20 protein-coding genes are annotated in these 20,519 nt (G+C 68.2%); 6 read left to right on the forward strand and 14 right to left on the reverse strand.

Going from position 1 to position 20,519, the window contains the following annotated elements; genetic code table 11:
- Positions 1 to 64 precede the first annotated feature (64 nt).
- Genes IV112_RS18870 through IV112_RS18890 form a run of 5 tightly spaced genes read right to left on the reverse strand, consistent with a single transcriptional unit; the run spans position 65 to position 2,981 of the window.
- Positions 65 to 355 carry a YqjK family protein gene (locus IV112_RS18870; protein ID WP_304006144.1) on the reverse strand — a complete coding sequence of 97 codons (291 nt, stop codon included), beginning with the start codon at positions 353 to 355 and terminating at the stop codon, positions 65 to 67.
- A complete protein-coding gene (locus IV112_RS18875) occupies positions 352 to 732 on the reverse strand; it encodes a phage holin family protein (RefSeq protein WP_304006147.1) in 381 nt (126 codons plus the stop codon). The genes IV112_RS18870 and IV112_RS18875 overlap by 4 nt, the downstream gene beginning before the upstream one ends.
- Positions 733 to 739: 7 nt before the next feature.
- A complete protein-coding gene (locus tag IV112_RS18880) occupies positions 740 to 1,060 on the reverse strand; it encodes a DUF883 family protein (protein WP_304006149.1) in 321 nt (106 codons plus the stop codon).
- A gap of 56 nt (positions 1,061 to 1,116) precedes the next feature.
- Entirely contained in the window at positions 1,117 to 2,148 is a 1,032-nt protein-coding gene (locus tag IV112_RS18885; RefSeq protein WP_304006152.1) for an SGNH/GDSL hydrolase family protein, read from the reverse strand.
- A 38-nt stretch (positions 2,149 to 2,186) separates the two neighbouring features.
- The gene (locus IV112_RS18890) at positions 2,187 to 2,981 is read right to left on the reverse strand and encodes an exodeoxyribonuclease III (protein WP_304006155.1); all 795 of its coding nucleotides are present in this window, start codon (positions 2,979 to 2,981) and stop codon (positions 2,187 to 2,189) included.
- Positions 2,982 to 3,034: 53 nt separating this feature from the next.
- Here IV112_RS18890 and pyrE point away from each other — a divergent pair, with 53 nt between their 5' ends.
- The gene (gene pyrE, locus IV112_RS18895; RefSeq protein WP_304006242.1) at positions 3,035 to 3,655 is read left to right on the forward strand and encodes an orotate phosphoribosyltransferase; all 621 of its coding nucleotides are present in this window, start codon (positions 3,035 to 3,037) and stop codon (positions 3,653 to 3,655) included.
- A 2-nt stretch (positions 3,656 to 3,657) separates the two neighbouring features.
- Positions 3,658 to 4,284: a hypothetical protein gene (locus tag IV112_RS18900; RefSeq protein WP_304006158.1), complete on the forward strand. Its 627-nt coding sequence runs from the start codon at positions 3,658 to 3,660 to the stop codon at positions 4,282 to 4,284.
- A gap of 10 nt (positions 4,285 to 4,294) precedes the next feature.
- Here IV112_RS18900 and IV112_RS18905 read toward each other — a convergent pair whose 3' ends face one another.
- The 9 genes from IV112_RS18905 to def all read right to left on the reverse strand — a co-directional run bounded on the left by IV112_RS18905 (position 4,295) and on the right by def (position 14,796).
- Complete coding sequence (locus tag IV112_RS18905; RefSeq protein WP_304006162.1) at positions 4,295 to 5,794, reverse strand: YifB family Mg chelatase-like AAA ATPase; 1,500 nt, start codon at positions 5,792 to 5,794, stop codon at positions 4,295 to 4,297.
- A gap of 796 nt (positions 5,795 to 6,590) precedes the next feature.
- Positions 6,591 to 7,838, reverse strand: coding sequence for a sigma-54-dependent transcriptional regulator (locus IV112_RS18910; protein WP_304006165.1), 1,248 nt, complete (start codon positions 7,836 to 7,838; stop codon positions 6,591 to 6,593).
- 15 nt (positions 7,839 to 7,853) lie between these two features.
- Entirely contained in the window at positions 7,854 to 9,956 is a 2,103-nt protein-coding gene (locus tag IV112_RS18915) for a sensor histidine kinase (RefSeq protein WP_304006167.1), read from the reverse strand.
- Positions 9,953 to 10,564 carry a DUF4390 domain-containing protein gene (locus tag IV112_RS18920; protein WP_304006170.1) on the reverse strand — a complete coding sequence of 204 codons (612 nt, stop codon included), beginning with the start codon at positions 10,562 to 10,564 and terminating at the stop codon, positions 9,953 to 9,955. The genes IV112_RS18915 and IV112_RS18920 overlap by 4 nt, the downstream gene beginning before the upstream one ends.
- Positions 10,515 to 11,735: a 16S rRNA (cytosine(967)-C(5))-methyltransferase RsmB gene (gene rsmB, locus IV112_RS18925; protein ID WP_304006245.1), complete on the reverse strand. Its 1,221-nt coding sequence runs from the start codon at positions 11,733 to 11,735 to the stop codon at positions 10,515 to 10,517. Before rsmB ends, IV112_RS18920 begins: the two co-directional genes overlap by 50 nt.
- A 139-nt stretch (positions 11,736 to 11,874) precedes the next feature.
- Positions 11,875 to 12,264: a DUF2237 family protein gene (locus IV112_RS18930; RefSeq protein ID WP_019915928.1), complete on the reverse strand. Its 390-nt coding sequence runs from the start codon at positions 12,262 to 12,264 to the stop codon at positions 11,875 to 11,877.
- Between the two features lie 102 nt (positions 12,265 to 12,366).
- A complete protein-coding gene (gene htpX / locus IV112_RS18935; RefSeq protein ID WP_304006174.1) occupies positions 12,367 to 13,221 on the reverse strand; it encodes a zinc metalloprotease HtpX in 855 nt (284 codons plus the stop codon).
- A gap of 124 nt (positions 13,222 to 13,345) precedes the next feature.
- Positions 13,346 to 14,293 carry a methionyl-tRNA formyltransferase gene (gene fmt / locus IV112_RS18940; protein WP_304006177.1) on the reverse strand — a complete coding sequence of 316 codons (948 nt, stop codon included), beginning with the start codon at positions 14,291 to 14,293 and terminating at the stop codon, positions 13,346 to 13,348.
- Complete coding sequence (gene def / locus IV112_RS18945; RefSeq protein ID WP_304006179.1) at positions 14,293 to 14,796, reverse strand: peptide deformylase; 504 nt, start codon at positions 14,794 to 14,796, stop codon at positions 14,293 to 14,295. The genes fmt and def overlap by 1 nt, the downstream gene beginning before the upstream one ends.
- A 222-nt stretch (positions 14,797 to 15,018) precedes the next feature.
- Here def and IV112_RS18950 point away from each other — a divergent pair, with 222 nt between their 5' ends.
- The 4 genes from IV112_RS18950 to IV112_RS18965 all read left to right on the forward strand — a co-directional run bounded on the left by IV112_RS18950 (position 15,019) and on the right by IV112_RS18965 (position 20,484).
- The gene (locus IV112_RS18950; RefSeq protein WP_304006182.1) at positions 15,019 to 16,035 is read left to right on the forward strand and encodes a LysM peptidoglycan-binding domain-containing protein; all 1,017 of its coding nucleotides are present in this window, start codon (positions 15,019 to 15,021) and stop codon (positions 16,033 to 16,035) included.
- A 3-nt stretch (positions 16,036 to 16,038) separates the two neighbouring features.
- Positions 16,039 to 17,121 carry a DNA-processing protein DprA gene (gene dprA / locus IV112_RS18955; protein WP_304006185.1) on the forward strand — a complete coding sequence of 361 codons (1,083 nt, stop codon included), beginning with the start codon at positions 16,039 to 16,041 and terminating at the stop codon, positions 17,119 to 17,121.
- 82 nt (positions 17,122 to 17,203) lie between these two features.
- Positions 17,204 to 17,665, forward strand: a complete 462-nt coding sequence (locus IV112_RS18960) for a DUF494 family protein (RefSeq protein WP_020162914.1) — start codon at positions 17,204 to 17,206, stop codon at positions 17,663 to 17,665.
- A 185-nt stretch (positions 17,666 to 17,850) separates the two neighbouring features.
- A complete protein-coding gene (locus IV112_RS18965) occupies positions 17,851 to 20,484 on the forward strand; it encodes a DNA topoisomerase III (RefSeq protein WP_304006189.1) in 2,634 nt (877 codons plus the stop codon).
- Positions 20,485 to 20,519: the final 35 nt, after the last annotated feature.

Genomic DNA, 20,519 nt, shown 5'->3' on the forward strand with positions numbered 1-20,519 from the left:
GCGGGGATGCGGTGGCAATGAGCTGAATTCGGCGTCCTGCCGGAAAACTTGAGCGTCTGTCCGCTCAGCGGGACGTCAACCGGTGCTGTAGCGTGCCGAGCAGGCGCCAGGCGCCCCACAGCCGCAGGCCCCAGCGCCAGACGCGCCGCGGGCGCACGAGCGCGAAGCCGACCAGCGCAGCCGCCAGCGCCTCCGGGTGACTGCGCACCCAGGCGGCACCGGCGCGGATCTGGTCGCCGACGTTCAGTACCGGGTCGAGCACCGCCGACTGTGCCGCCGCTTCGACGCGCAGCCGACGTGATCGTTCGACCAGCCGCTCGCGCGCAAGGGCCAGACGCAGGCGCCGTTCGTTCATCGGTCCAGCGCGTCGCGGTCGCGCTTCAGTTCGTCCAGCGTGGATGCGAACAGCCGCGTGCCTTCAGCCATGCGCGCGCGGGCGATGACCGCGGCGACCACGCCCAGCGTGATGAACAGCGTCGAAAACAGCGTCAGCACCAGCAGACGGTGGCTGTCCCACAGCAGCACCGTCAGCAGCACCGCCAGGAAGGCGATGCCGAAGGTGAGGAAGGCGATGGCCAGCGCGCCATAGACCAGCAGCTCGGTCAGGCGCAGCGCTTCGTCGCGCGCTTCGACGGTAATCAGTTCCAGCCTGACGTGAACGATCTCGATCAGGCTGGAAACGAATCCCTTCAGCGATACGGCGAGGCGCTCAGGCCGGGGCGATGCGGCCATCGCGAACTCAGCGGCGGCCGATCAGCAGACCGACCAGCAGACCTACGCCAGCGGCGACGCCAATCGACTTCCACGGGTGTTCATGCACGTAGTCGTCGGTGGCGCGGGCCACTTCGCGCGACTTTTCCTTCAGCGCGGCTTCCGCATCGGCCAGCTTGTGACGGGCGGAGGTGAGATTCTCCTGCATGCGCACGCGCAGCTCGCCCACCTTCTCGCCGGCCTGGTTGGCCGTCACACGCAGCAGTTCCTCGGCGTCGGAGATGACCACCTTCAGGTCTGCAACCAGCTTTTCCTTGGTGACGGTGTTCGGATCGATCAGTTCGGACATTGCTCTTCTCCTTTGCGAGTGAAGTCATTTCGGGGCAGACCCCCGAAGTTAGCCGTTCAGGTTGCAGGCCGCAACGCGACGGTGTCGTCGGCCGGGCGCTTCCGCTGTAGGCGGCCGGCTACACCGAGCAGGCTCAGGCCGGCCAGCAGCATGGCCCAGCGCTCTGCCTCCGGAACCAGGGCCGCGGCAAGAAACGCGGTCGCCACGGCCTGATGACCGGCCGTCGTGATGTGGACATCGTCCCAGAACAGATAGCCCGCCGGATTGGCCGGGCAGCCGGCCTGTGTCTGGCAGGGTGTATCTATATTGGTGAAGCCGTACTGACCGGGATCAAGTGCCACTGCATTGAGCAGGCCCGATACGTCGACCGTGCGGAACCGCGCGTCCGCCAGATTCAGGTCCAGCTGGTCGAGCATCAGCGCGAGCGCGGCGTTGTGGGCGGCCGACACCGAACTGGCCAGACCGGCCGCCAGCGGACCTTCCTCGACGAAGGAGGGCGTCAGGCCGAGATCGGGCATGTTGGGAATCAGGAAATCGCGGGCGCCCGCTTCGTACAGCGAGGTGATCGCCGTCTGCAGATTGCTGACCGCATTGCCCACGGTGGCGGGCGTGGTCAGCGAAGCGGGCAGGAAATAGTCGTTCGGGCCGCCCCAGATGAAATAGAGCTTGTCGGCGCCACCGCCGCCTCCGGCCACGTAGTCACCCACCTGCGCGCTGATGCCGGTGCCGTTCAGCCAGCCCGGAGACTTCTGCAAGAGGCCCGCAAGCAGCGTGCCCTGGCTGGTGTCCTCGACGTAGTTGTCGGAGCCGCCGCCGACCGGCGTGCCGGTGCGCGCGCCGCCCACCGCGTGGTTGTCCAGCGGCAGGTTCAGCCAGGCGGCCAGATACTCGACCGCCACCGGGCCGTTGGAAAAACGCCCTGGCGCGTAACCGAAAGCTGCGGACGGGAACAGACCCGATGTCAGCGTCTGGAAGTTGCCGGTGTCCGACAGGCTGTCGCCGAACACGACCAGTTCCTTCCAGTCAGCCGCGGCCGGCAGCGAAAGACTCAGAGCGGCGGCGAGAGCGAGACTGCGCAGAGCTTTCATGACGGTCCTTTCGGCGGTCGGGACGATGACTTCGGAATTCACGCGATATCGACATCGTAGTCGACAATGAGCGGAGCATGATCGCTGAAGCGTACGTCCTTGTAGACACTTGCCGCGCGGGCCTTCGCCGCGATTCCCGGCGTGGCGATCTGGTAGTCGATGCGCCAGCCCACGTTCTTTGCGCGGGCCTGGCCGCGATTGCTCCACCAGGTGTAGCAGTCGTCGGTGGCGTCCGGGTGCAGCGTGCGATAGACGTCGACCCAGCCGCCCGCGCCCAGCAGTGTGGTCATCCACGCGCGCTCCTCGGGCAGGAAGCCGGAGTTCTTCAGATTGCCCTTCCAGTTCTTCAGGTCGATCTCCTGGTGCGCGATGTTCCAGTCGCCGCACACCACGATCTCGCGCCCGCTTGACCGAAGCGCGGCCAGGTGCGGCTGGAAGCGGTCGAGGAAGCGGAATTTGGCCTCCTGCCGCTCGGGCGCGCTGGAGCCGGACGGCAGGTAGAGCGAAATCACCGTCACATCGCCGAAGTCGGCCTCGACGTAGCGGCCCTCGTTGTCGAACTCCTCGACACCGAAACCGGTGATCACCCGCGACGGCTGTCGCCGCGCGTACAGGCCGACGCCGCTGTAGCCCTTCTTCGTGGCGTAATGGAAGTGGCCGTCGCTGCCGCCCATCGCCACCGGTGCGCGCATCGACGCATCGAGGTCGGCTTCCTGCGCCTTCAGTTCCTGCACGCACAGCACGTCCGGCGCCGTGCCGGCGACCCAGTCCCACACCCCCTTGGTGGTGGCCGAGCGGATACCGTTGAGGTTGAGCGACACGATACGTAACATGGCCGGTTTGTCCGTTCTGATTGGAAAAGCCCGTGGATTCTAGACGTGAATTCGTGAAGTTCGCCGTCGATACCGGCGTGCTGCGCTTCGGCAGCTTCACCACCAAGGCGGGGCGCGAATCCCCCTACTTCTTCAACGCCGGGCTGTTCAACAGCGGTGCTTCGGTGCTCAAGCTTTGCAGCTTCTATGCCGATACGATCATGAGTCGTGCGCCGCAGTTCGACATGCTGTTCGGACCGGCCTACAAGGGCATCGTTCTGGCCGCCGGTACCGCGATGCAGATCGCGCAGCGCGGCCGCGACCTGCCCTTTGCGTTCAACCGCAAGGAAGCGAAGGACCACGGCGAGGGCGGCACGCTGATTGGCGCGCCGCTGAAGGGCCGGGTGCTCATCATCGACGACGTGATCAGCGCCGGCACCTCGGTGCGCGAGTCGGTCGAGCTGATCCGCGCGGCCGGCGCCGAACCGGCAGGTGTGGCGATTGCCCTCGACCGCATGGAGCGGGGCACCGGACAATTGTCAGCAGTTCAGGAAGTGGAACGTTCATACGGCATGCCCGTAGTTGCCTGCGCCACGCTCGACGATCTGGTCGGCTATCTGCAGGAAAGTCCGGGCATGCAGGGCAATCTCGACGCGGTGCGTGCCTACCGCGCGAAATACGGAGTAAATGGCTGAAGATGAAATCCGGGAAACTGCGTCACCTCGCGCCGGGCCTGCTTGCGCTGGCCCTGCTGCACGTGCCGGCGAGCGAGGCGCGCGTCTACTGCTGCAAGGACGCGCGCGGCCAGCAGGTGTGCGGTGACGTACTCCCGGCCGCCTGTGCCGACCGTGGCTACCGCGAGCTGAACAGCCAGGGCGCGACGGTCAAGCAGGTCGAGGCGCCGATGACCGACGCCCAGCGCGCCAAGCGCGATGCCGATGCGAAGAAGGCGCGTGAAGAGGAGATGGTGCGCCAGGAGCAGCGACGTCGCGACACCACGCTGCTCAACACCTACACCAGCGAACGCGAGATCGACGTTGCGCGCGACCGGCGCATCGCCGACATCGAAGAACTGCTTTCCCGTCTGCGCGAGCAGCAGCAGACGCTGAGCGAGCGCCAGAAGAAGCTGGAGAAGGACGCCGCCGCATTCACCACCAAGGGCAAGCGCGTGCCGTCCGGAATCAAGGACAGGCTGGACACCAATGGCGAGGATCTGCGGCAGATCGGCGAGAACATCGCACAGAAGGAGCGCGATCTGGTCGATACCCGCAAGCGCTTCGAAGAGGACCGCGCGCGCTTCCGCGAGATCGCCGGCAACCGCTGAGCGTCCGGCCTCAGTTGGCCGGCGCGTCGAGGGCGCGCCGGAACTGCACCGCCTCGGCGACTTCGTTCGCCGCAATCACTTCCCGTCCGTTCAGATCGGCAATCGTCCGCGCCACCTTCAGGCAGCGGTGATAGGCGCGCGCCGACAGCCTGAGCCGATTCATCGCCTGCGCCAGCAAGGCGTGCGCTGCGTCGTCCAGCGGGCAATGGCGGTCGATGTCCGCTGCCTCCAGCCGCTGGTTCGGTTTGCCCTGACGTCGCTGCTGCAGCGCCCGCGCCGCACACACCCGCTGCCTCACTTCGGCGCTGGCCTCACCCGGCCCGGCGCGCAGTTCGTGTTCGGTCAGCGGCGGTACGACGACCGTCAGATCGATGCGGTCGAGCAGCGGCCCGGACAGGCGGCCGCGATAGCGTGCGATCTGGTCCGGCGTGCAGCGACAGCGCGCTGACGGGTGACCGAGATAGCCGCAGGGGCATGGATTCATCGCCGCGATCAGCTGGAAGCGGGCCGGAAACTCGGCCCGGTGGGCGGCGCGGGAAATGGTCACGTGGCCTGTTTCCAGCGGCTCGCGCAGCGCCTCCAGCACGCGGCGGTCGAATTCGGGCAGTTCGTCGAGGAACAGCACGCCGTTGTGCGCCAGCGATATTTCACCCGGCCGCGGGATGGCGCCGCCACCGACCAGTGCCGCCGCACTGGCCGAGTGATGGGGCGCACGGAAGGGGCGGCGGCCGAGCGCAGCCGGGTCGAACAGACCTGCGCCGGACAGCACGGCCGCGGTTTCGAGCGCCTCGGCTTCGTCCATGTCCGGCAGCAGGCCGGTGAAGCGAGCGGCCAGCATCGACTTGCCGGTGCCCGGCGGCCCCGACATCAGCAGCGAATGATTGCCGGCGGCTGCGATCTCCAGTGCGCGGCGGGGGCCGAGTTGCCCGCGCACGTCGGCCAGATCCGCGCAGGCCATCCGATCCGGCACGCTGGCCGGCATCGCGCGCGGCAGCGCCGACTGCCCGCACAGATGCGCACACACGTCGAGCAGCGAGGTCGCGGCGCGCACGTCGATGCCGCCGGCGATCACCGCCTCCGGCGCCGACGAGGCGGGCAGCACGAAGGTGCGGCCGGCGGCGCGGGCGCCGAGCGCCATCGGCAGTGCGCCGCGCACCGGGCGCAGCGCGCCGGTCAGCGACAGTTCGCCGGCGAACTCAATGCCGTCGATGTCGTGCGCGTCGAGCGCGCCCGCGGCGATCAGGATGCCCAGCGCGATCGGCAGATCGAAGCGGCCCGATTCCTTCGGCAGGTCGGCTGGCGCCAGATTGACGGTGATGCGCCGGGTCGGAAAGTCGAAGCCGGAACTGAGGATGGCCGCCCGCACCCGGTCGCGTGCCTCGCGCACTTCGACGTCCGGCAGACCGACCAGCGAGAAGGCGGGCAGGCCGTTCGACACGTGTACTTCGACCGCAACCTCCGGCGCCTGCATGCCGGCAAGCGCACGGCTGCGCAGGATGGCGAGTGACATCTGTATGTCATGGAATGAGACGCCGCGAAGTCTAACTGCAAATCCGCATGGCATGGGGTGTGTGCTGCGAGGGCGGCTGCGGCGGCCAACCGTGATACAGGATCGGGCGCAACTTCTGTACAAGCGGCCTTGGCCGCGACGCGGCCGCTGCGGTCCGCGGGCTTGGGCACAGGCAGTTGTCGGGGTCAGAAGACCCCTCCCACAGAACTCCGCCTCCGGCTCGGGCCGCCGGTGAGGCGCAACCCCTGTGGGAGCGGCCTTGGCCGCGACGCGGCCGCTGCGGTCCGCAGGCTTCGGCACAGACAGCTGTCGGGGTCAGAAGACCCCTCCCACAGAAATCCGCCTCCGGCTCGGGCCGCAGGCCGGGGGCAACCCTTGTGGGAGCGGCCTTGGCCGCGACGGGGCTCTTGCGGTCCGCAGGCTTGGGCACAAGCTGCTGTCGGGGTCAGAAGACCTCTCCCGCAGAACCCTGCCTACGGCTCGGGCCGCCGGTCAGGCGCAACCCCTGTGGGAGCGGCCTTGGCCGCGACGCGGCCGCTGCGGTCCGCGGGCTTCGATACAGGCTGTTGTCGGGGTCAGAAGACCCCTCCCACAGAGCCCGCCCCCCGGCTCCGGTCGCAGGCCGGGCGCAACCCTTGTGGGAGCGGCCTTGGCCGCGACGCGGCCGCTGCAGTCCTCAGGCTTGGGCACAGGCAGCTGTCGGGTCGGAAGACCCCTCCCACAGAAATCCGCCTCCGGCTCCGGTCGCAGCTCAGGCGCAACTATTGTGGGAGCGGCCTTGGCCGCGACGCGCGCCTTACTCGTGGTGTTCGCCGCGCCGTCCGATCGGCAGTCCGAGCTGCTTGAGCTTGCGGTACAGATGGGTGCGCTCCAGTCCGGAGCGTTCCGCCAGGCGGGTCATGTTGCCACCCTCGCGTTCCATGTGGTGCTCGAAGTACATGCGCTCGAAGGCTTCGCGCGCTTCGCGCAGCGGCTGGTCGAGGCCGGGCAGCACCGGTGTGCCGGCCGGCCGCAGCAGCGCGCGCAGCGCGCTCGCGTCCACCTCGTCGTCGAGCGCGGCCAGCGCGGCGGAGCGCAGCACCGACACCAGTTCGCCGTAGCCGCCGGGCCAGCCGTGCTGGCGCAGCAGCGGACGCGCCGACTCGGCCAGTCGACGCGTCGGCACCTCGCCTGCCTCGACCAGGTGTTTCAGCACGTCCTCGGCCAGATCGGCGACTTCGTCGCGCAGCTCGGCCAGCGCCGGCAGCGGCAGCACGATCTCGAACAGCCGCGCCAGCACGGCTTCTTCCCAGCCTGCCGCCTGCAGTTCCGGCGCACCCTGCGCACAGCAGGCGATCAGCCGGGCGTCCAGGCGGTCGAGCCGCTCCAGCGCGAAAGCGAGGTTCTTCTGCTGCATGCGCGACAGGTGAGCGATGTCGCCGGTGTGGATGACGCCGCCGCGCGCGGCATCGAGCTGTTCCTGCGTGATCGGTCCACTGATGGTCGCCAGTTCCAGCCAGCGCCGGCCGGGCGCGGCCAGCGTCCGCGCCGCCAGTTCGCCGAAGCTGGACGGACCGCAGCGCAGCAGGACGACGCGCGAGCGGGCGGCCATCTGCTCAATCTTGCGCCGCAGGTCGCGCAGCACGCCACTGCGTCCGACGGCGCTCAGCGACGGTGCGCTCGGCCGCTGCTCCGGCGAGGCGCCGCGCGCCAGCGCGCGCTTGACCGCGCTCAGCAGCTTGGCCAGCGCGATCGGCTTCTCGAGGAAGTCCATCGCGCCGATGCGCGTCGCCTCGACTGCCGAATCGATGGTGCCGTGGCCGGACATCATGATGACTGGCATCGTCAGCTGTCCGCCCGAAGCCCATTCCTTCAGCAGTGAAATGCCGTCGGTGTCGGGCATCCAGATATCGAGCAGCACCAGATCGGGCCGTTGCGCCGTGCGCGCCGCGCGCGCCGCCGCCGCGTTCTCGGCGAGCGTCACGTCGTGCCCTTCGTCTCTGAGGATTTCCGACAGCAGTTCGCGGATCCCCATTTCGTCATCTACGACCAGTATGCGAGCCATTCTTCCCTGATTCCTTCATGCCGCCAGTGGCAGCGAGATGCGGATTTCCGCGCCATGCGGCGCGACGTTCTCTATTTCTATGCGTCCTTCGTGCTCATCGACGATCTTCTTGACGATGGCCAGTCCGAGTCCGGTGCCACGCGCCTTGGACGTGACATAGGGCTCGAAGGCGCGCGCCAGCACCTGCGGCGGAAAGCCGCTGCCGTTGTCGCGCACCGCCAGTTCCGCTCGCCCCCCACGGCGCCGCGTCTGGATCTGTATGCAGGGTGCGTCGGCCTCGGCCAGCGCGTCCTGCGCGTTCTGCAGCAGATTGTGGATCACTTGCCGCAGCTGTCCGACATCGCCGGCCACGTCGGGCAGGTCCGGCGACAACTGGCGCTCGATGCGGGCGGCCGACGTTTCGTACAGGCCGAGCACTTCGTCGACCAGCCGGTTCAGGTCGAGCGGCGCCAGCGCCGGCGCGGGCAGCCGCGCGTAGTCGCGGAAGGCGTTCACCATGTTCTTCATCGCCTCGACCTGGTCGACGATGGTCGAGGTGGCGCGCGCCAGCATCTTCTGGCCCTCCGCGTCGAGCTTGTCCGACAGCTTGAACTGCAGCCGCTCGGCTGACAGCTGTATCGGCGTCAGCGGGTTCTTGATCTCGTGCGCCAGCCGCCGCGCGACCTCGCCCCAGGCGGCGCTGCGCTGCGCCGAAATGAGCTGCGTGATGTCGTCGAACACGACGACGAAGCCGCCGCCGCCGGCCGCCGGCAGCTGCGAGCCGCGGATCAGCAGCGTCTTGCCCGGACCGAAGGGGTCGGGGATGTCGATCTGCCGGCTCCACGATTCCTGCGCCTCGTCGATCGCGGCGACGATGGTGTCACGCAGTTCGGCGTGCCGCGGCCACTGCGCCAGCGTCAGCGTTTCCCACCCCTCCAGCGTGTCACCGAGGATGGCCATCGCGCCCTGGTTGGCGGCGCGCAGCTTGGTCGACGGGCTGAAGGCCAGCACGCCGGTCGACAGGTTGCCGAGCACGCCTTCGAGATAGGTGCGCGCCGCTTCGGTTTCGGCGCGGCTGCGCTCGGCCTGGGCGCGCGCCTCGTTCAGCTGTTCCGTCATGCGGCGGAAGGACTGGGTCAGCGTGCCCAGTTCGTCGCGCGAGGCGACCGCCGGGATAGGGCTGAAGTCGCCCTGCATCACCGCGTCGGTGCCGCGCGCCAGGATGGACAGCGGCGCCGACATGCGACGGCTGATGACGAAGGCCACCGCCAGCGCCGACAGCAGCGCGAGCAGCAGCGCCAGCGTCAGCGTCAGCGCGAAGATGCGTTTCAGCCCGGCGCGCGCCAGCGACAGCTCTTCGTAGTCGCGGTAGGCGCTCTGCACCGCTTCGGCGTTCTGCGCCAGCGAAGCCGGCAGCGGTTGCGTCAGTTGCAGCACCGGGGCGTCGGAGGCCAGCGCGCCGCTGCCGACGAACACCAGCGCGCGCACCGTCAGTCCGGCGTCGACGTCGCTCTCGACCGCGGCGAAACCGGCGCCCTGTCGCGCCTGCCGCAGTTGCGACGGCGACGGCAGCGGCGGCACCAGCCGGGTGGCCGCCGAGCTGGTCGACAGCACGCGGCCGGCGGACGAGAACAGCGTCGCGCTGGCGGCGCCCGACTGTTCGCGCAGCTCGTCCAGCCGCGCGCTGCGCCGGATCAGCGGCGTGTCGCCCAGTTCGCGCGCCATCGCGCGGGCCTTTTCCAGCAGGTCGGCGGAGACGTAGTCCAGCGTGTTGCGGCCGAGGTTGAGGCCGCCCTCGAGCGCCTGTTCGATGCGCACGTTGAACCAGGAATCGACCGAGCGCGACACGAAGTTCACCGACAGCACGTAGATCAGTGCGCCCGGTGCCACGGCGAGCGCGGCGAAGGCGGCGAACAGCCGCAGCTTCAGACGGGAGCCGAACACTGCGGCGCGGTGCTCGCGCAGCAGCTGCGTCACCAGCCAGGCGACCAATGCCAGCAGGCCGACCGCGACCGTGATGTTCATGCCGAGCAGCAGCGGGTAATTGCGCGCGAACAGCTCGGTGTTCTCGCTGGCCAGCGACAGCAGCAGCAGCAGCACGCCGCTGATCGCCGTGGTGGCGACGATGAAGGCCCTCATCGCGCCTCCCGCGGCTGTGCGGTGAAGCCCCAGCGCTGCCATTCCGATTCCAGCGTCCAGTCGCGGTTGCTCATTGCGCTGAGCTGGAAAGGTTTGGGCAGCTGCGTCACGTCCAGGCGCAGGCGCAGCGAGGCGACATAGCTCTCGCCGGCCTTCAGGCGGTCGTAGTCGACCACGTGCCAGCTGCGCAGGCGGCCGATCAGCTTCAGTGCCTCGTCCAGCGTGTCGAAGCTCTGATGCAGCGCGCCAGTGGACACGCGGTACTGCCGGGTCAGCGCGTGATAGCTGAGACGGTAGGTCTGGCTGCGCTCGACCACGTCCTCGTCCAGCCAGTACCAGCGCGGTCGGCTGATTTCGAACTCGAGCACGAAGTACAGCGCGACGCCGCGCGTGACCGCTTCGGCCAGCCGCGGCGACAGCGCGATCGAAACATCGGTCGACAACTGGTAGCCGTCGTCGCCGTGGTCAAGGCGCACGTCGCGCATCGTGACGCCTGCGGCCGACGCGTGGCCGGCCAGCGTCGCGATCAGCAACGCCAGCAGCAGCGCGCGCGCGCGCTCAGCCAGCGTGCGGAGACTTCTGCAGCAGTGCGTAGTAGAAGCCGTCATGCTCGGCGGTCGGCAGCAGTTGCAGATCGGGCGCACCACATGGGCTCAGACGTAGGCAGTCGGGATGGCGGGCGGTGAAGGCGGTCACCTGATCCTGATTTTCGGCGCGGAACACCGAACAGGTGGCATAGAGCAATTTACCACCCGGAGCGAGCACGCGCCAAAGCGCATCCAGTATTGCGCGCTGCTGGGCGGCGAAGCCGGCGATGTCCTGCGGACGGCGCAGCCATTTGGCGTCCGGGTGGCGACGCACGACGCCGGAGGCGCTGCACGGTACGTCGGCCAGGATGCGGTCGAACGGCGTGCCGTCCCACCAGTCGTCCGGCCGGGCGGCGTCGCCGACCGCGATGCGGCCGCGCAGACCCAGCCGCTCGAAGTTTTCGGCGATGCGTCGGGTACGCGGTTCGCTGTGGTCCAGGGCCAGCAGGTCGAGCTCGGCCCGTTCGAGCAGATGCGACGCCTTGCCGCCCGGTGCGGCGCAGGCGTCGAGCACGCGCTGGCCGGGGGCGACATCGAGCAAGGCAGCCGCGCGCTGGGCGCCGAGGTCCTGTACCGACAGCTCGCCGTCGGCGAAGCCGGGCAGGCGCGACACCGGGCTGGGCTTGTCGAGCAGCAGGCCGTCGTCGCCGCGGATCTGCGCCACGATGCCGGCCGCCTGCAACTGCGCCAGCGCCTGCTGTGGCGTCGTGCGGCGGCGGTTCGCGCGCAGCGCCATCGGCGGGTGGACATTGCCCTGCGCGGCGATGTCCTGCCAGTGATCGGGATGGTCGTGACGCAGCATATCCAGCCACCACTGCGGGTGCTGCAGCCGGGCGGCCGGGTCGGCGGCAACCGCCGCGTCGAGTTCGGCGTGACGGCGCTGCGCGTTGCGCAGCACCGCATTCATCAGCCCGCCGAAGCGATCACCACCAAGTACGCGCGCGGCCTCGACCGCCTGGTTCACCGTGGTGTGCGCCGTGTCGGGTCGCGCTTCGAGCCGGCACAGCGCGACCAGCAGCAATGCGCGGCGGTCGGTTTCGCGCAGCGGCTTGGGTACCAGCACGGCCAGCCGGCGTTCGATGCCGGCGTGAGCGCGCAGGCACTGGTACGCCAGGTCGCGCACGGCGGCACCGTTGGTCGACTGCGCAGCGACGTGGCCGAAGGCGTCGTCGAGCGCCTCACCCTGCAGCACGCCGGCAACGGCGTGTGCGGCGTCGAGCAGCGATGCGGCGAGCGAATCAGCAGGAAGCGTCCTGGGGGGGCGGGAAGTGGAATTCAATCTTGGATGCGGGTGATGGCCGGGCGCGGGAGCGCGATTGTAAGCGCTGCGCTCAGCCGGCCCACGCGTGCGCCTTCAATGCGTCGAGCGGCGCATGCCGCAGGGCCGACTCGTGCGTCGCGACCAGCACCACCTGCGGTGCCTGGCCCGCCTCGTAGGCCTCGCGCCAGCGCATGGCGCACAGGCACCAGCGGTCGCCGGCGCGCAGGCCGGGGAAGTCGTACTCGGGGCGCGGCGTCGACAGGTCGTTGCCGCGCGAGCGGGAAAAGTCGAGAAAGGCGTCGGTCATGACGGCACATACCGTGTGCGAGCCGAAGTCGTTCTCGTCCGTGTTGCAGCAGCCGTCGCGGAAGAAACCGGTGATCGGCTTGAACGAACACGGCTCCAGCGGTCCGCCGAGTACGTTGCGCGCGCCGCCGCCGCCGTTCCAGCCTCGATCCATGTCGGCATCTCCACGTTGTACAGATGAAAGACGAAACCCGCAGCGCGCGCCGCGAAAGCTGCGCACGCTGCGGGCATGATGCCGCAATGGCGGGGGTGTGTGTCAGCGACCGGTGGCGAGTGCGCGCAGCCGCTCGATGCGTTCCTCGGTCGCCGGGTGGGTGCTGAACAGGCCACGCAGGCCGCCGCCGGACAGCGGGTTCATGATCATCATCTGGCCGGTTTCCGGATGCGCTTCGGCAGTCGGCATCGGAATGCCGCGGGCGTAGGCGTCGATCTTGGCCAGCGCGCTGGCCAGTGCCTCCGGGTCGCCCGAGATCGCCGCGCCCTCGCGGTCGGCACCGAACTCGCGGGTGCGCGAGATCGCCATCTGGATCAGCATGGCGGCGATCGGCGCCAGGATGGCGACGGCGATGCTGAGCACCGGATTGGCCGGGCGGCCTTCCGAATCGCGGCCACCGCCGAAGAACATGCCGAACTGCGCCAGCGCCGAAATCGCACCGGACACCGTGGCCGAAATGGTCGAGATCAGGATGTCGCGGTTCTTCACGTGCGCCAGTTCGTGCGCCATCACGCCGCGCAGTTCGCGCGCCGACAGCATCTGGATGATGCCGGTGGTCGCGGCAACCGCGGCGTTTTCCGGATTGCGGCCGGTGGCGAAGGCGTTGGGCTGCGCTTCGTCGATGATGTAGACGCGGGGCATCGGCAGCTGCGCGCGCTGCGCCAGCTCGGCCACCATGTTGTACAGGTAGGGCGAGGAGGCGGCGTCGACTTCGCGCGCGTTGTACATGCGCAGCACCATCTTGTCGGAGAACCAGTAGGCCCACAGATTGGTGGCGCCGCCGAACAGCAGTGCGATCAGCATGCCCTGCTGACCGCCGATGGCTGCACCGACCACGCCGAACAGCGCGACGATGCCCGCCATCAGTATCGAGGTCTTGAGCCAGTTGCCGAACATTCGAATACCTTTCAGTAAGAGAGGAAGCGCACTATAGATCGTGCGCGAAGCAAGAAATTCAAGCGGCGGCGCTGGTGAAAACTGCGCTTACAAGGAAACCCCGGGGCGTCGCGGCGGCGGCGGATCACACCTCGGCCTGCTGGCCGACCGCCAGCGGATGACCGTGCAGGAAGTCGGCGGCCGGCAGCCGCTTGCCGCCTGGTTTCTGCAGCTCGGTCACGCGCAGCGCGCCTTCTCCGCAGGCGATCACGACGCCGTCGTCGCCGACCGCGAGGATGCGCCCGGGCTCGCCGCTCGCCGACTCGACGCGAGCCCGCCACAGCTTGATCGGCGTGCCGTCCACAGTCATCAGCCCGCCGGGGAAGGGGTTGAAGGCGCGGATCGCGCGGTCCAGGTCGACCGCCGGACGGCGGAAGTCCAGCGCCGCCTCTGCCTTGCCGATCTTCGCCGCATAGCAGGCGCCGTCGGCCGGCTGCGGCACCGGTCTGATGCGTCCGGCCAGCAGCGCGGGCAGCGTGTCGATCAGCAGTTGCGCGCCGGTGGCGGCCAGCCGGTCGTGCAGCGTTGCGGTGGTGTCGTCGGCGGCGATGTCGACGGTGCGCTCGGCCAGCATCGGGCCGGTATCCAGTCCCTCGTCCATCTGCATCAGCGTGATGCCGCTGCGGGCGTCGCCCGCCTCGATCGCGCGATGGATGGGCGCGGCGCCGCGCCAGCGTGGCAGCAGCGAGGCGTGGATGTTGATGCAGCCGAGGCGCGGAATGTCGAGCACGGCGCGCGGCAGCAGCAGGCCGTAGGCGACCACGACCAGCAGGTCCGGCGCGGCCTCGACCAGCGGTGCGCGCAGTTCCAGCGTTTTCAAAGTTTCGGGCTGGGCCACGTTCAGGCCGTGCGCCAGTGCGCGCTGCTTGACCGGGCTGGGCATCAGTTTCATGCCGCGCCCGGCCGGACGGTCGGGCTGGGTCAACACCAGCGGGATGTCGCAGTCGAAGCCGGCCAGCGCGTCGAGCGCGCGGGCGGCGAATTCGGGCGTGCCAGCGAAGGCGATGCGTGGGCGGGCGATGCGCGACTGCATCAGGCGGTTTCGCGCGCCTGCTTCGCGAGCTTGGTCTTGATCCGTGTCTGCTTCAGCTGCGACAGGTGGTCGACGAACACCTTGCCCTGCAGGTGATCCATCTCATGCTGGATGCAGACGGCCAGCAGGCCGTGCGCGTCGATGTCCTGCTCGGCGCCGTCCAGGGTCAGCGTGCGCACCTTCACGTGTTCGGCGCGGGTCACCTTGTCGTAGATGCCGGGCACCGACAGGCAGCCTTCTTCATAGACCTGTTCGCCGTCGCGCTCGACGATGCGCGGGTTGATCAGCGTGATCAGGCCGGACTTGTCCTCGCTGATGTCGATCACGATCACCTGCTTGTGCACGTCAACCTGTGTTGCGGCCAGCCCGATGCCCGGCGCGGCGTACATGGTTTCGGCCATGTCGGCGGCGAGCTTGCGGATGGAATCGTCCACCGCGATGACCGGCGCCGCCTTCTTGCGCAGGCGGGGGTCGGGGAATTTCAGAATCGGGAGCAGGGCCATAAAAGTCGTGCTGATTTAATGGATTAGCGGTGAATTTTCATGCAGACTGTCATTACATGACGCCGCTTGCTACACTTCGGCATGCAGTTGGCGTGCCGCCTTGCCAAGTCACCGTTTCGACGGTGCAGGGCATTCAAGGTGGAGCCGGTTCGTAACGATATTGAAAGGCAAACCCCCGGCAGGTTCCTGCATGCGCAGGCGCTGCCCGTGCGAGGCCACACCATGCGCAAGATTATATGCTCCCTGCTGGTCGCCCTTTCAAGCGCGACCGCCTTCGCCCAGTCAGCGCCGCCGGCCCTCGCCGGCAACGCGCCGGACCGGCACGTCGTCAAGCCGGGCGACACGCTGTGGGGCATCGCCGGCCTCTTCCTGAAGGAGCCGTGGCGCTGGCCTGAAGTGTGGCGGCTCAATCGCGAGCAGATCCGCAATCCGCACCTGATCTATCCCGGCCAGATCGTCTATCTCGATGATTTCGGCGGTTCGCCGCGGCTGCGCGTCGGTCAGCCGGTCAAGCTGAGCCCGCGGACCTACGAGGAAGCGGTCAAGGAACCGATCGCGTCGATTCCGCACAAGGCGATCGAGCCCTTCCTGACCCGGCCGATCGCGGTCGAAGCCGGCTTCAACGAAACGGCGCCGCGCGTCGTCGGCACCGAAGAGGGGCGCGTCTATCTGAGTGCCGGCGATACTGCATACGTGAGCGGCGTTACCGAAAACAAGCCGCTGTGGCATGTCTATCGCCCGGCAGCGCCTATCCGCGATCCGGAAACGAAGCAGGTGATCGGCTACGAAGCCGAATACCTCGGCGACGTGAAACTGATGCGCGAAGGCGAACCGGCCACCTTCCAGGTCGTGTCGGCGCAGTTCGAGATCGGTAAGGGCGACCGTCTGGTGCCGGCCCGTCTGCCCGAGGTCGTCGCCTATGCGCCGCGTGCGCCGGAGCAGGACATCCAGGGCAGCGTTGCGCGCATCGTCGGCGGCGTGGCGTCGTCCGGCCGTCACAACGTCGTGCTGCTGAACCGCGGCTCCAACGACGGCGTCGAGATCGGCCATGTCTTTGCCGCCTATCTGGCCGGGACCAAGGTCGACATCCGCCAGGATCAGAAGATCGACACCTACCAGTTGCCGGACGAACGCTCCGGTCTGGTGTTCGTGTTCCGCGTCTACGACAACATTTCCTACGCGCTGGTGATGGACGCCAAGCGTCCGATCACCGTCGGCGACCGCTTCCGCAAGCCGTAAGGCGTGCCGATCGCCAGCGACGCTTCGACCGCAGCCTGGCTGCGGCTGACGCTGACCCGCGGCGTCGGGCTGGAGACGCAGCGCCGTCTGCTGTCGGTGTTCGGCCTGCCCGAACACATCTTCGCGGCGGCCGGCACGGCGGTGCGGGCGGCGGTCGGTGAGCGCGCGGCGCGTGCCCTCGCTGCCTTCGACGGCGACGAACAGGTCGCGCGCACGCTGGCCTGGGCGTCACAGCCGGGCAACCACCTGATCACGCTGGCCGACGCCGCCTACCCGCAAGCCCTGCTCGAAATCGCCGATCCGCCGACGCTGCTCTACGTGAAGGGCCGGCCGGAACTGCTGAACAGCCGCGCGCTGGCCATCGTTGGCGCCCGCAATGCGACCGCGCAGGGCGCGTCCAATGCCGAGCAGTTCGCGCGTGAGCTGTCGCGCGGCGGGCTCACCATCGTCAGCGGACTGGCGCTCGGTTGCGATGCGGCCGCCCACACCGGCGCGCTCGACGGTGTCGGCAGCACGGTGGCCGTGGTCGGCACCGGCGCCGACCGCATCTATCCGCCGCGCAACCAGGAACTGGCGCGGCGCATCGCCGAGCATGGCGCCATCGTCAGCGAGTTCCCGCTCGGCACGCCGGCGCTGCGCGACAACTTCCCGCGCCGCAACCGCATCATTTCCGGCCTTGCGCGCGGCGTGCTGGTGGTCGAGGCGGCGGCGCGCAGCGGCACGCTGATCACTGCGCGGCTGGCCGGCGAACAGGGGCGCGAGGTGTTCGCGATTCCGGGCTCCATCCATTCGCCGCTGTCCAAGGGCTGCCACCAGCTCATCCGCCAGGGCGCCAAGCTGGTCGACGATGCGCGCGACATCCTGTCCGAGCTGCAGCCGGCGCCGCCGCCCGAAGCCGCCGTGGAAGCGCCCTCCGGCGACGGCGACCCGCTGCTCGACGCGATGGGTTTCGACCCGGTCGGAATCGATGTGCTGTCGCAACGTACCGGCTTGACGGCGGACACCCTCTCCGCCATGCTGCTCTCGCTGGAACTCGAAAACCGGGTGGCGCTGCTGCCCGACGGACGCTACCAGCGCATCAGGTAGTACGGCAGTGCGCGTCGCGCGCTGCCGGGTTACAAACCCGCCGGTGGGCACGCCTGCCGACCGGCTCGCGCGGAGCCGAATCATGATCGACGTTCTGGTCTATCTTTTCGAAACTTACGCGCACCTGGACAGTTATCCCGAGCCCAACCAGCTCGCACGCAAGCTCTCGGCCGCCGGTTTCGAGCAGGATGAAATCGAGGAAGCCATGGGCTGGCTGTCCGGTCTCGAAAGCGCCGGTGGCGCCGAGAAGCCGCTGATCGCGGCTGAAAGCCGTTCCATCCGTCTGTACTCGGCCGCCGAACAGTCGCGCCTCGATACCGAGTGTCGCGGCTTTCTCGCCTTCCTCGAAGAGGCCGGCGCGATCAATGCGCTGACCCGCGAAATCGTCGTCGAGCGCGCGCTGGCGCTGGAAGACGAGGAAGTGTCGCTGGCCCAGCTCAAGGTGATCGTGCTGATGGTGCTGTGGAACCAGCAGGTCACGACGGACACGCTGGTGCTCGAGGAACTGCTGTCGGACGACGACGAGCCGCGCGCGCCGCACTGAAAAGTGCGGGACCGCTGCCGCGGCGCAGGGCCTGCCCGGCCGGATGAATCGCAGCCCGCGTTTCGTCCGCCGGGTCAACTTGTCTTGCCTGTTCGGATTTTTTGTCCCTATCATGCGCCGCTTTCACGCCGCTTGAACCGGCGCGCATCCTGCGCGCGCAAGCCGGCGGCAGGTATCGGGCGGGCATGGGCAAGAAACTGATCATCGCGGAAAAGCCGTCGGTCGCGCAGGACATTGCGCGCGCCGTGGGCGGTTTCACGCGCGAAGGCGATTACTTCGAGAGCGAGGACTACGTGCTGTCCTCGGCGGTCGGCCACCTGCTCGAACTGGCGGTGCCGGAGGAATACGAGGTCAAGCGCGGCAAATGGTCGTTCGCGCACCTGCCGGTCATTCCGCCTCGCTTCACGCTGAACCCGATCGACAAGACCGCCGAGCGGCTGCGCCTGCTCACCCGGCTGATCAAGCGCAAGGACGTCGACGGCCTGGTGAACGCCTGTGACGCGGGGCGCGAGGGCGAGCTCATCTTCAATTACATCGTCGAGCACAGCAAGACGAACAAGCCGATCGAACGGCTGTGGCTGCAGTCGATGACGGCGACCGCGATCCGCGACGGCTTCGCCGGCCTGCGTTCGGCGCAGGAAGTCGAAGGCCTGCGCCAGGCGGCGATGTCGCGCGCTGAGAGCGACTGGCTGATCGGCATCAACGGCACGCGGGCGATGACCGCGTTCAACTCCAAGACCGGCGGCTTCCACCTGACTACGGTCGGTCGCGTGCAGACGCCGACGCTGGCCATCGTGGTGCGCCGCGAAGAGGAAATCCGCCGCTTCAAGTCGCGCGATTACTGGGAAATCGAAGGCCGCTTCGGCGTCGCCGCTGGCGAGTATCCCGGCCGCTGGTTCGACGAGAAGTTCAAGAAACCGGAAGGCGACGAACACGCCCGCGCCGAACGGCTGTGGGACGAGGCGAGAGCGAAGGCCATCCAGGCCAAGTGCGCCGGCAAGACTGGCACGGTGGAGGAAGAGGCCAAGCCCTCGACCCAGCTGTCGCCGCTGCTGTATGACCTTACGTCGCTGCAGCGCGAAGCCAACGGCCGCTTCGGCTTTTCCGCCCGCGTGACGTTGCAGATCGCGCAGGCGCTGTACGAGAAGCACAAGGTGTTGACCTACCCGCGTACCGACGCGCGTGCGCTGCCCGAGGACTACCTGCCGACCGTGAACGACGTGCTGGCCCGCCTGCCGCAGACCTACGCGCCGCACGCCAACGAAATCGTCAAGCAGGGCTGGGTGCGCCCGAACAAGCGCATCTTCAACAACGCCAAGATTTCCGACCACTTCGCCATCATCCCGACCGGCACCGAACCGAAATCGCTGTCGGAGGCGGAAGCGAAGATCTACGACATGGTCACCCGCCGCTTCCTCGCGGTGTTCTTCCCGGCGGCCGAATACCGCATCACGACGCGCATCACGCGGGTCGAGGGCGAAGCGTTCAAGACCGAAGGCAAGGTGCTGGTCAATGCCGGCTGGCTGGCCGTGTACGGCAAGGAAGCGGCGATTGCCGACGACGAAGGCAAGGAGAAGGGCGAAACCGCGTCCGCCAGCCTGGTGCCGGTCAAGCCGGGCGAAAGTGCGCGCGTCAATGACATGATCGTCAAGGCGCTGCAGACCAAGCCGCCCGCGCGGTACTCGGAAGCGACGCTGCTGACCGCGATGGAAGGCGCCGGCAAGACCATAGACGACGAGGAATTGCGCGCCGCGATGGCCGGTCGCGGCCTCGGCACGCCGGCGACGCGTGCGCAGATCATCGAGAACTTGATACTCGAGAACTACATGCTGCGCGAGGGCCGCGAACTGATTCCGACGGCCAAGGGCTTCCAGCTGATGATCGCGCTGCGCGGCCTGAAGATCGACGAACTGAGTTCGCCGGAACTGACCGGCGAATGGGAATACAAGCTGTCGCAGATCGAGCGCGGCGAACTGTCGCGTGACGCCTTCATGCGCGAAATCGCCGACATGACGCAGCACATCGTGCACCAGGCGAAGAGCTACGAAAGCGACACCATTCCGGGCGACTTCGCCACGCTGGACGAGAAGTGCCCGCGTTGCGGCGGCGTCGTGAAGGAGAACTACAAGAAATTCCAGTGCCAGAGCTGCGACTTCTCGCTGTGGAAGATCGTTGCCGGCCGCCAGTTCGAGACGCACGAGATCGACACGCTGCTGCGCGAGCGCCAGGTCGGTCCGCTGACCGGCTTCCGCAACAAGATGGGCCGGCCGTTCAACGCGGTGATCAAGCTGAACGACAAGCTGGAACCGGAATTCGATTTCGGCCAGCCGCGCGAGGACGAGAACGCCGAGCCGGTCGATTTCTCGCAGCAGACACCGCTTGGTCCCTGCCCGAAGTGTTCGGCGCGGGTGTTCGAACAGCCGATGTCCTACATCTGCGAAAAATCCGTCGGTCCGGAAAAGAGCTGCGACTTCCGCTCCGGCAAGATCATCCTGCAGCAGCCGATCGAACCGGAGCAGATGCAGAAGCTGCTCGAAGCGGGGCGTACCGACCTGCTGAAGGGCTTCGTGTCGTCGCGCACCAAGCGCAAGTTCTCGGCTTTCCTGGTGCGCCAGCCGGATGGCAAGGTCGGCTTCGAGTTCGAGCCGCGCGCAGTCAAGCCGAAGGCGGGTGCGAAGACGGCCAAGGCCGCGGCGGCCGATGCGGCGCCGGAGGCCGAAGCCGAGGCGCCGGTGAAGAAGACCGCGGCGAAGAAGACGACGGCCGCGGCAAAGAAGCCGGCCACCAAGGCGACGTCGACGCGCAAGAAGTCGGCCTGATCAGGTCCGGTCGGCGGCCACCCGGGCTTCATCGC

This window comes from Methyloversatilis discipulorum (assembly GCF_018780585.1).
GTDB lineage: Bacteria > Pseudomonadota > Gammaproteobacteria > Burkholderiales > Rhodocyclaceae > Methyloversatilis > Methyloversatilis discipulorum_B.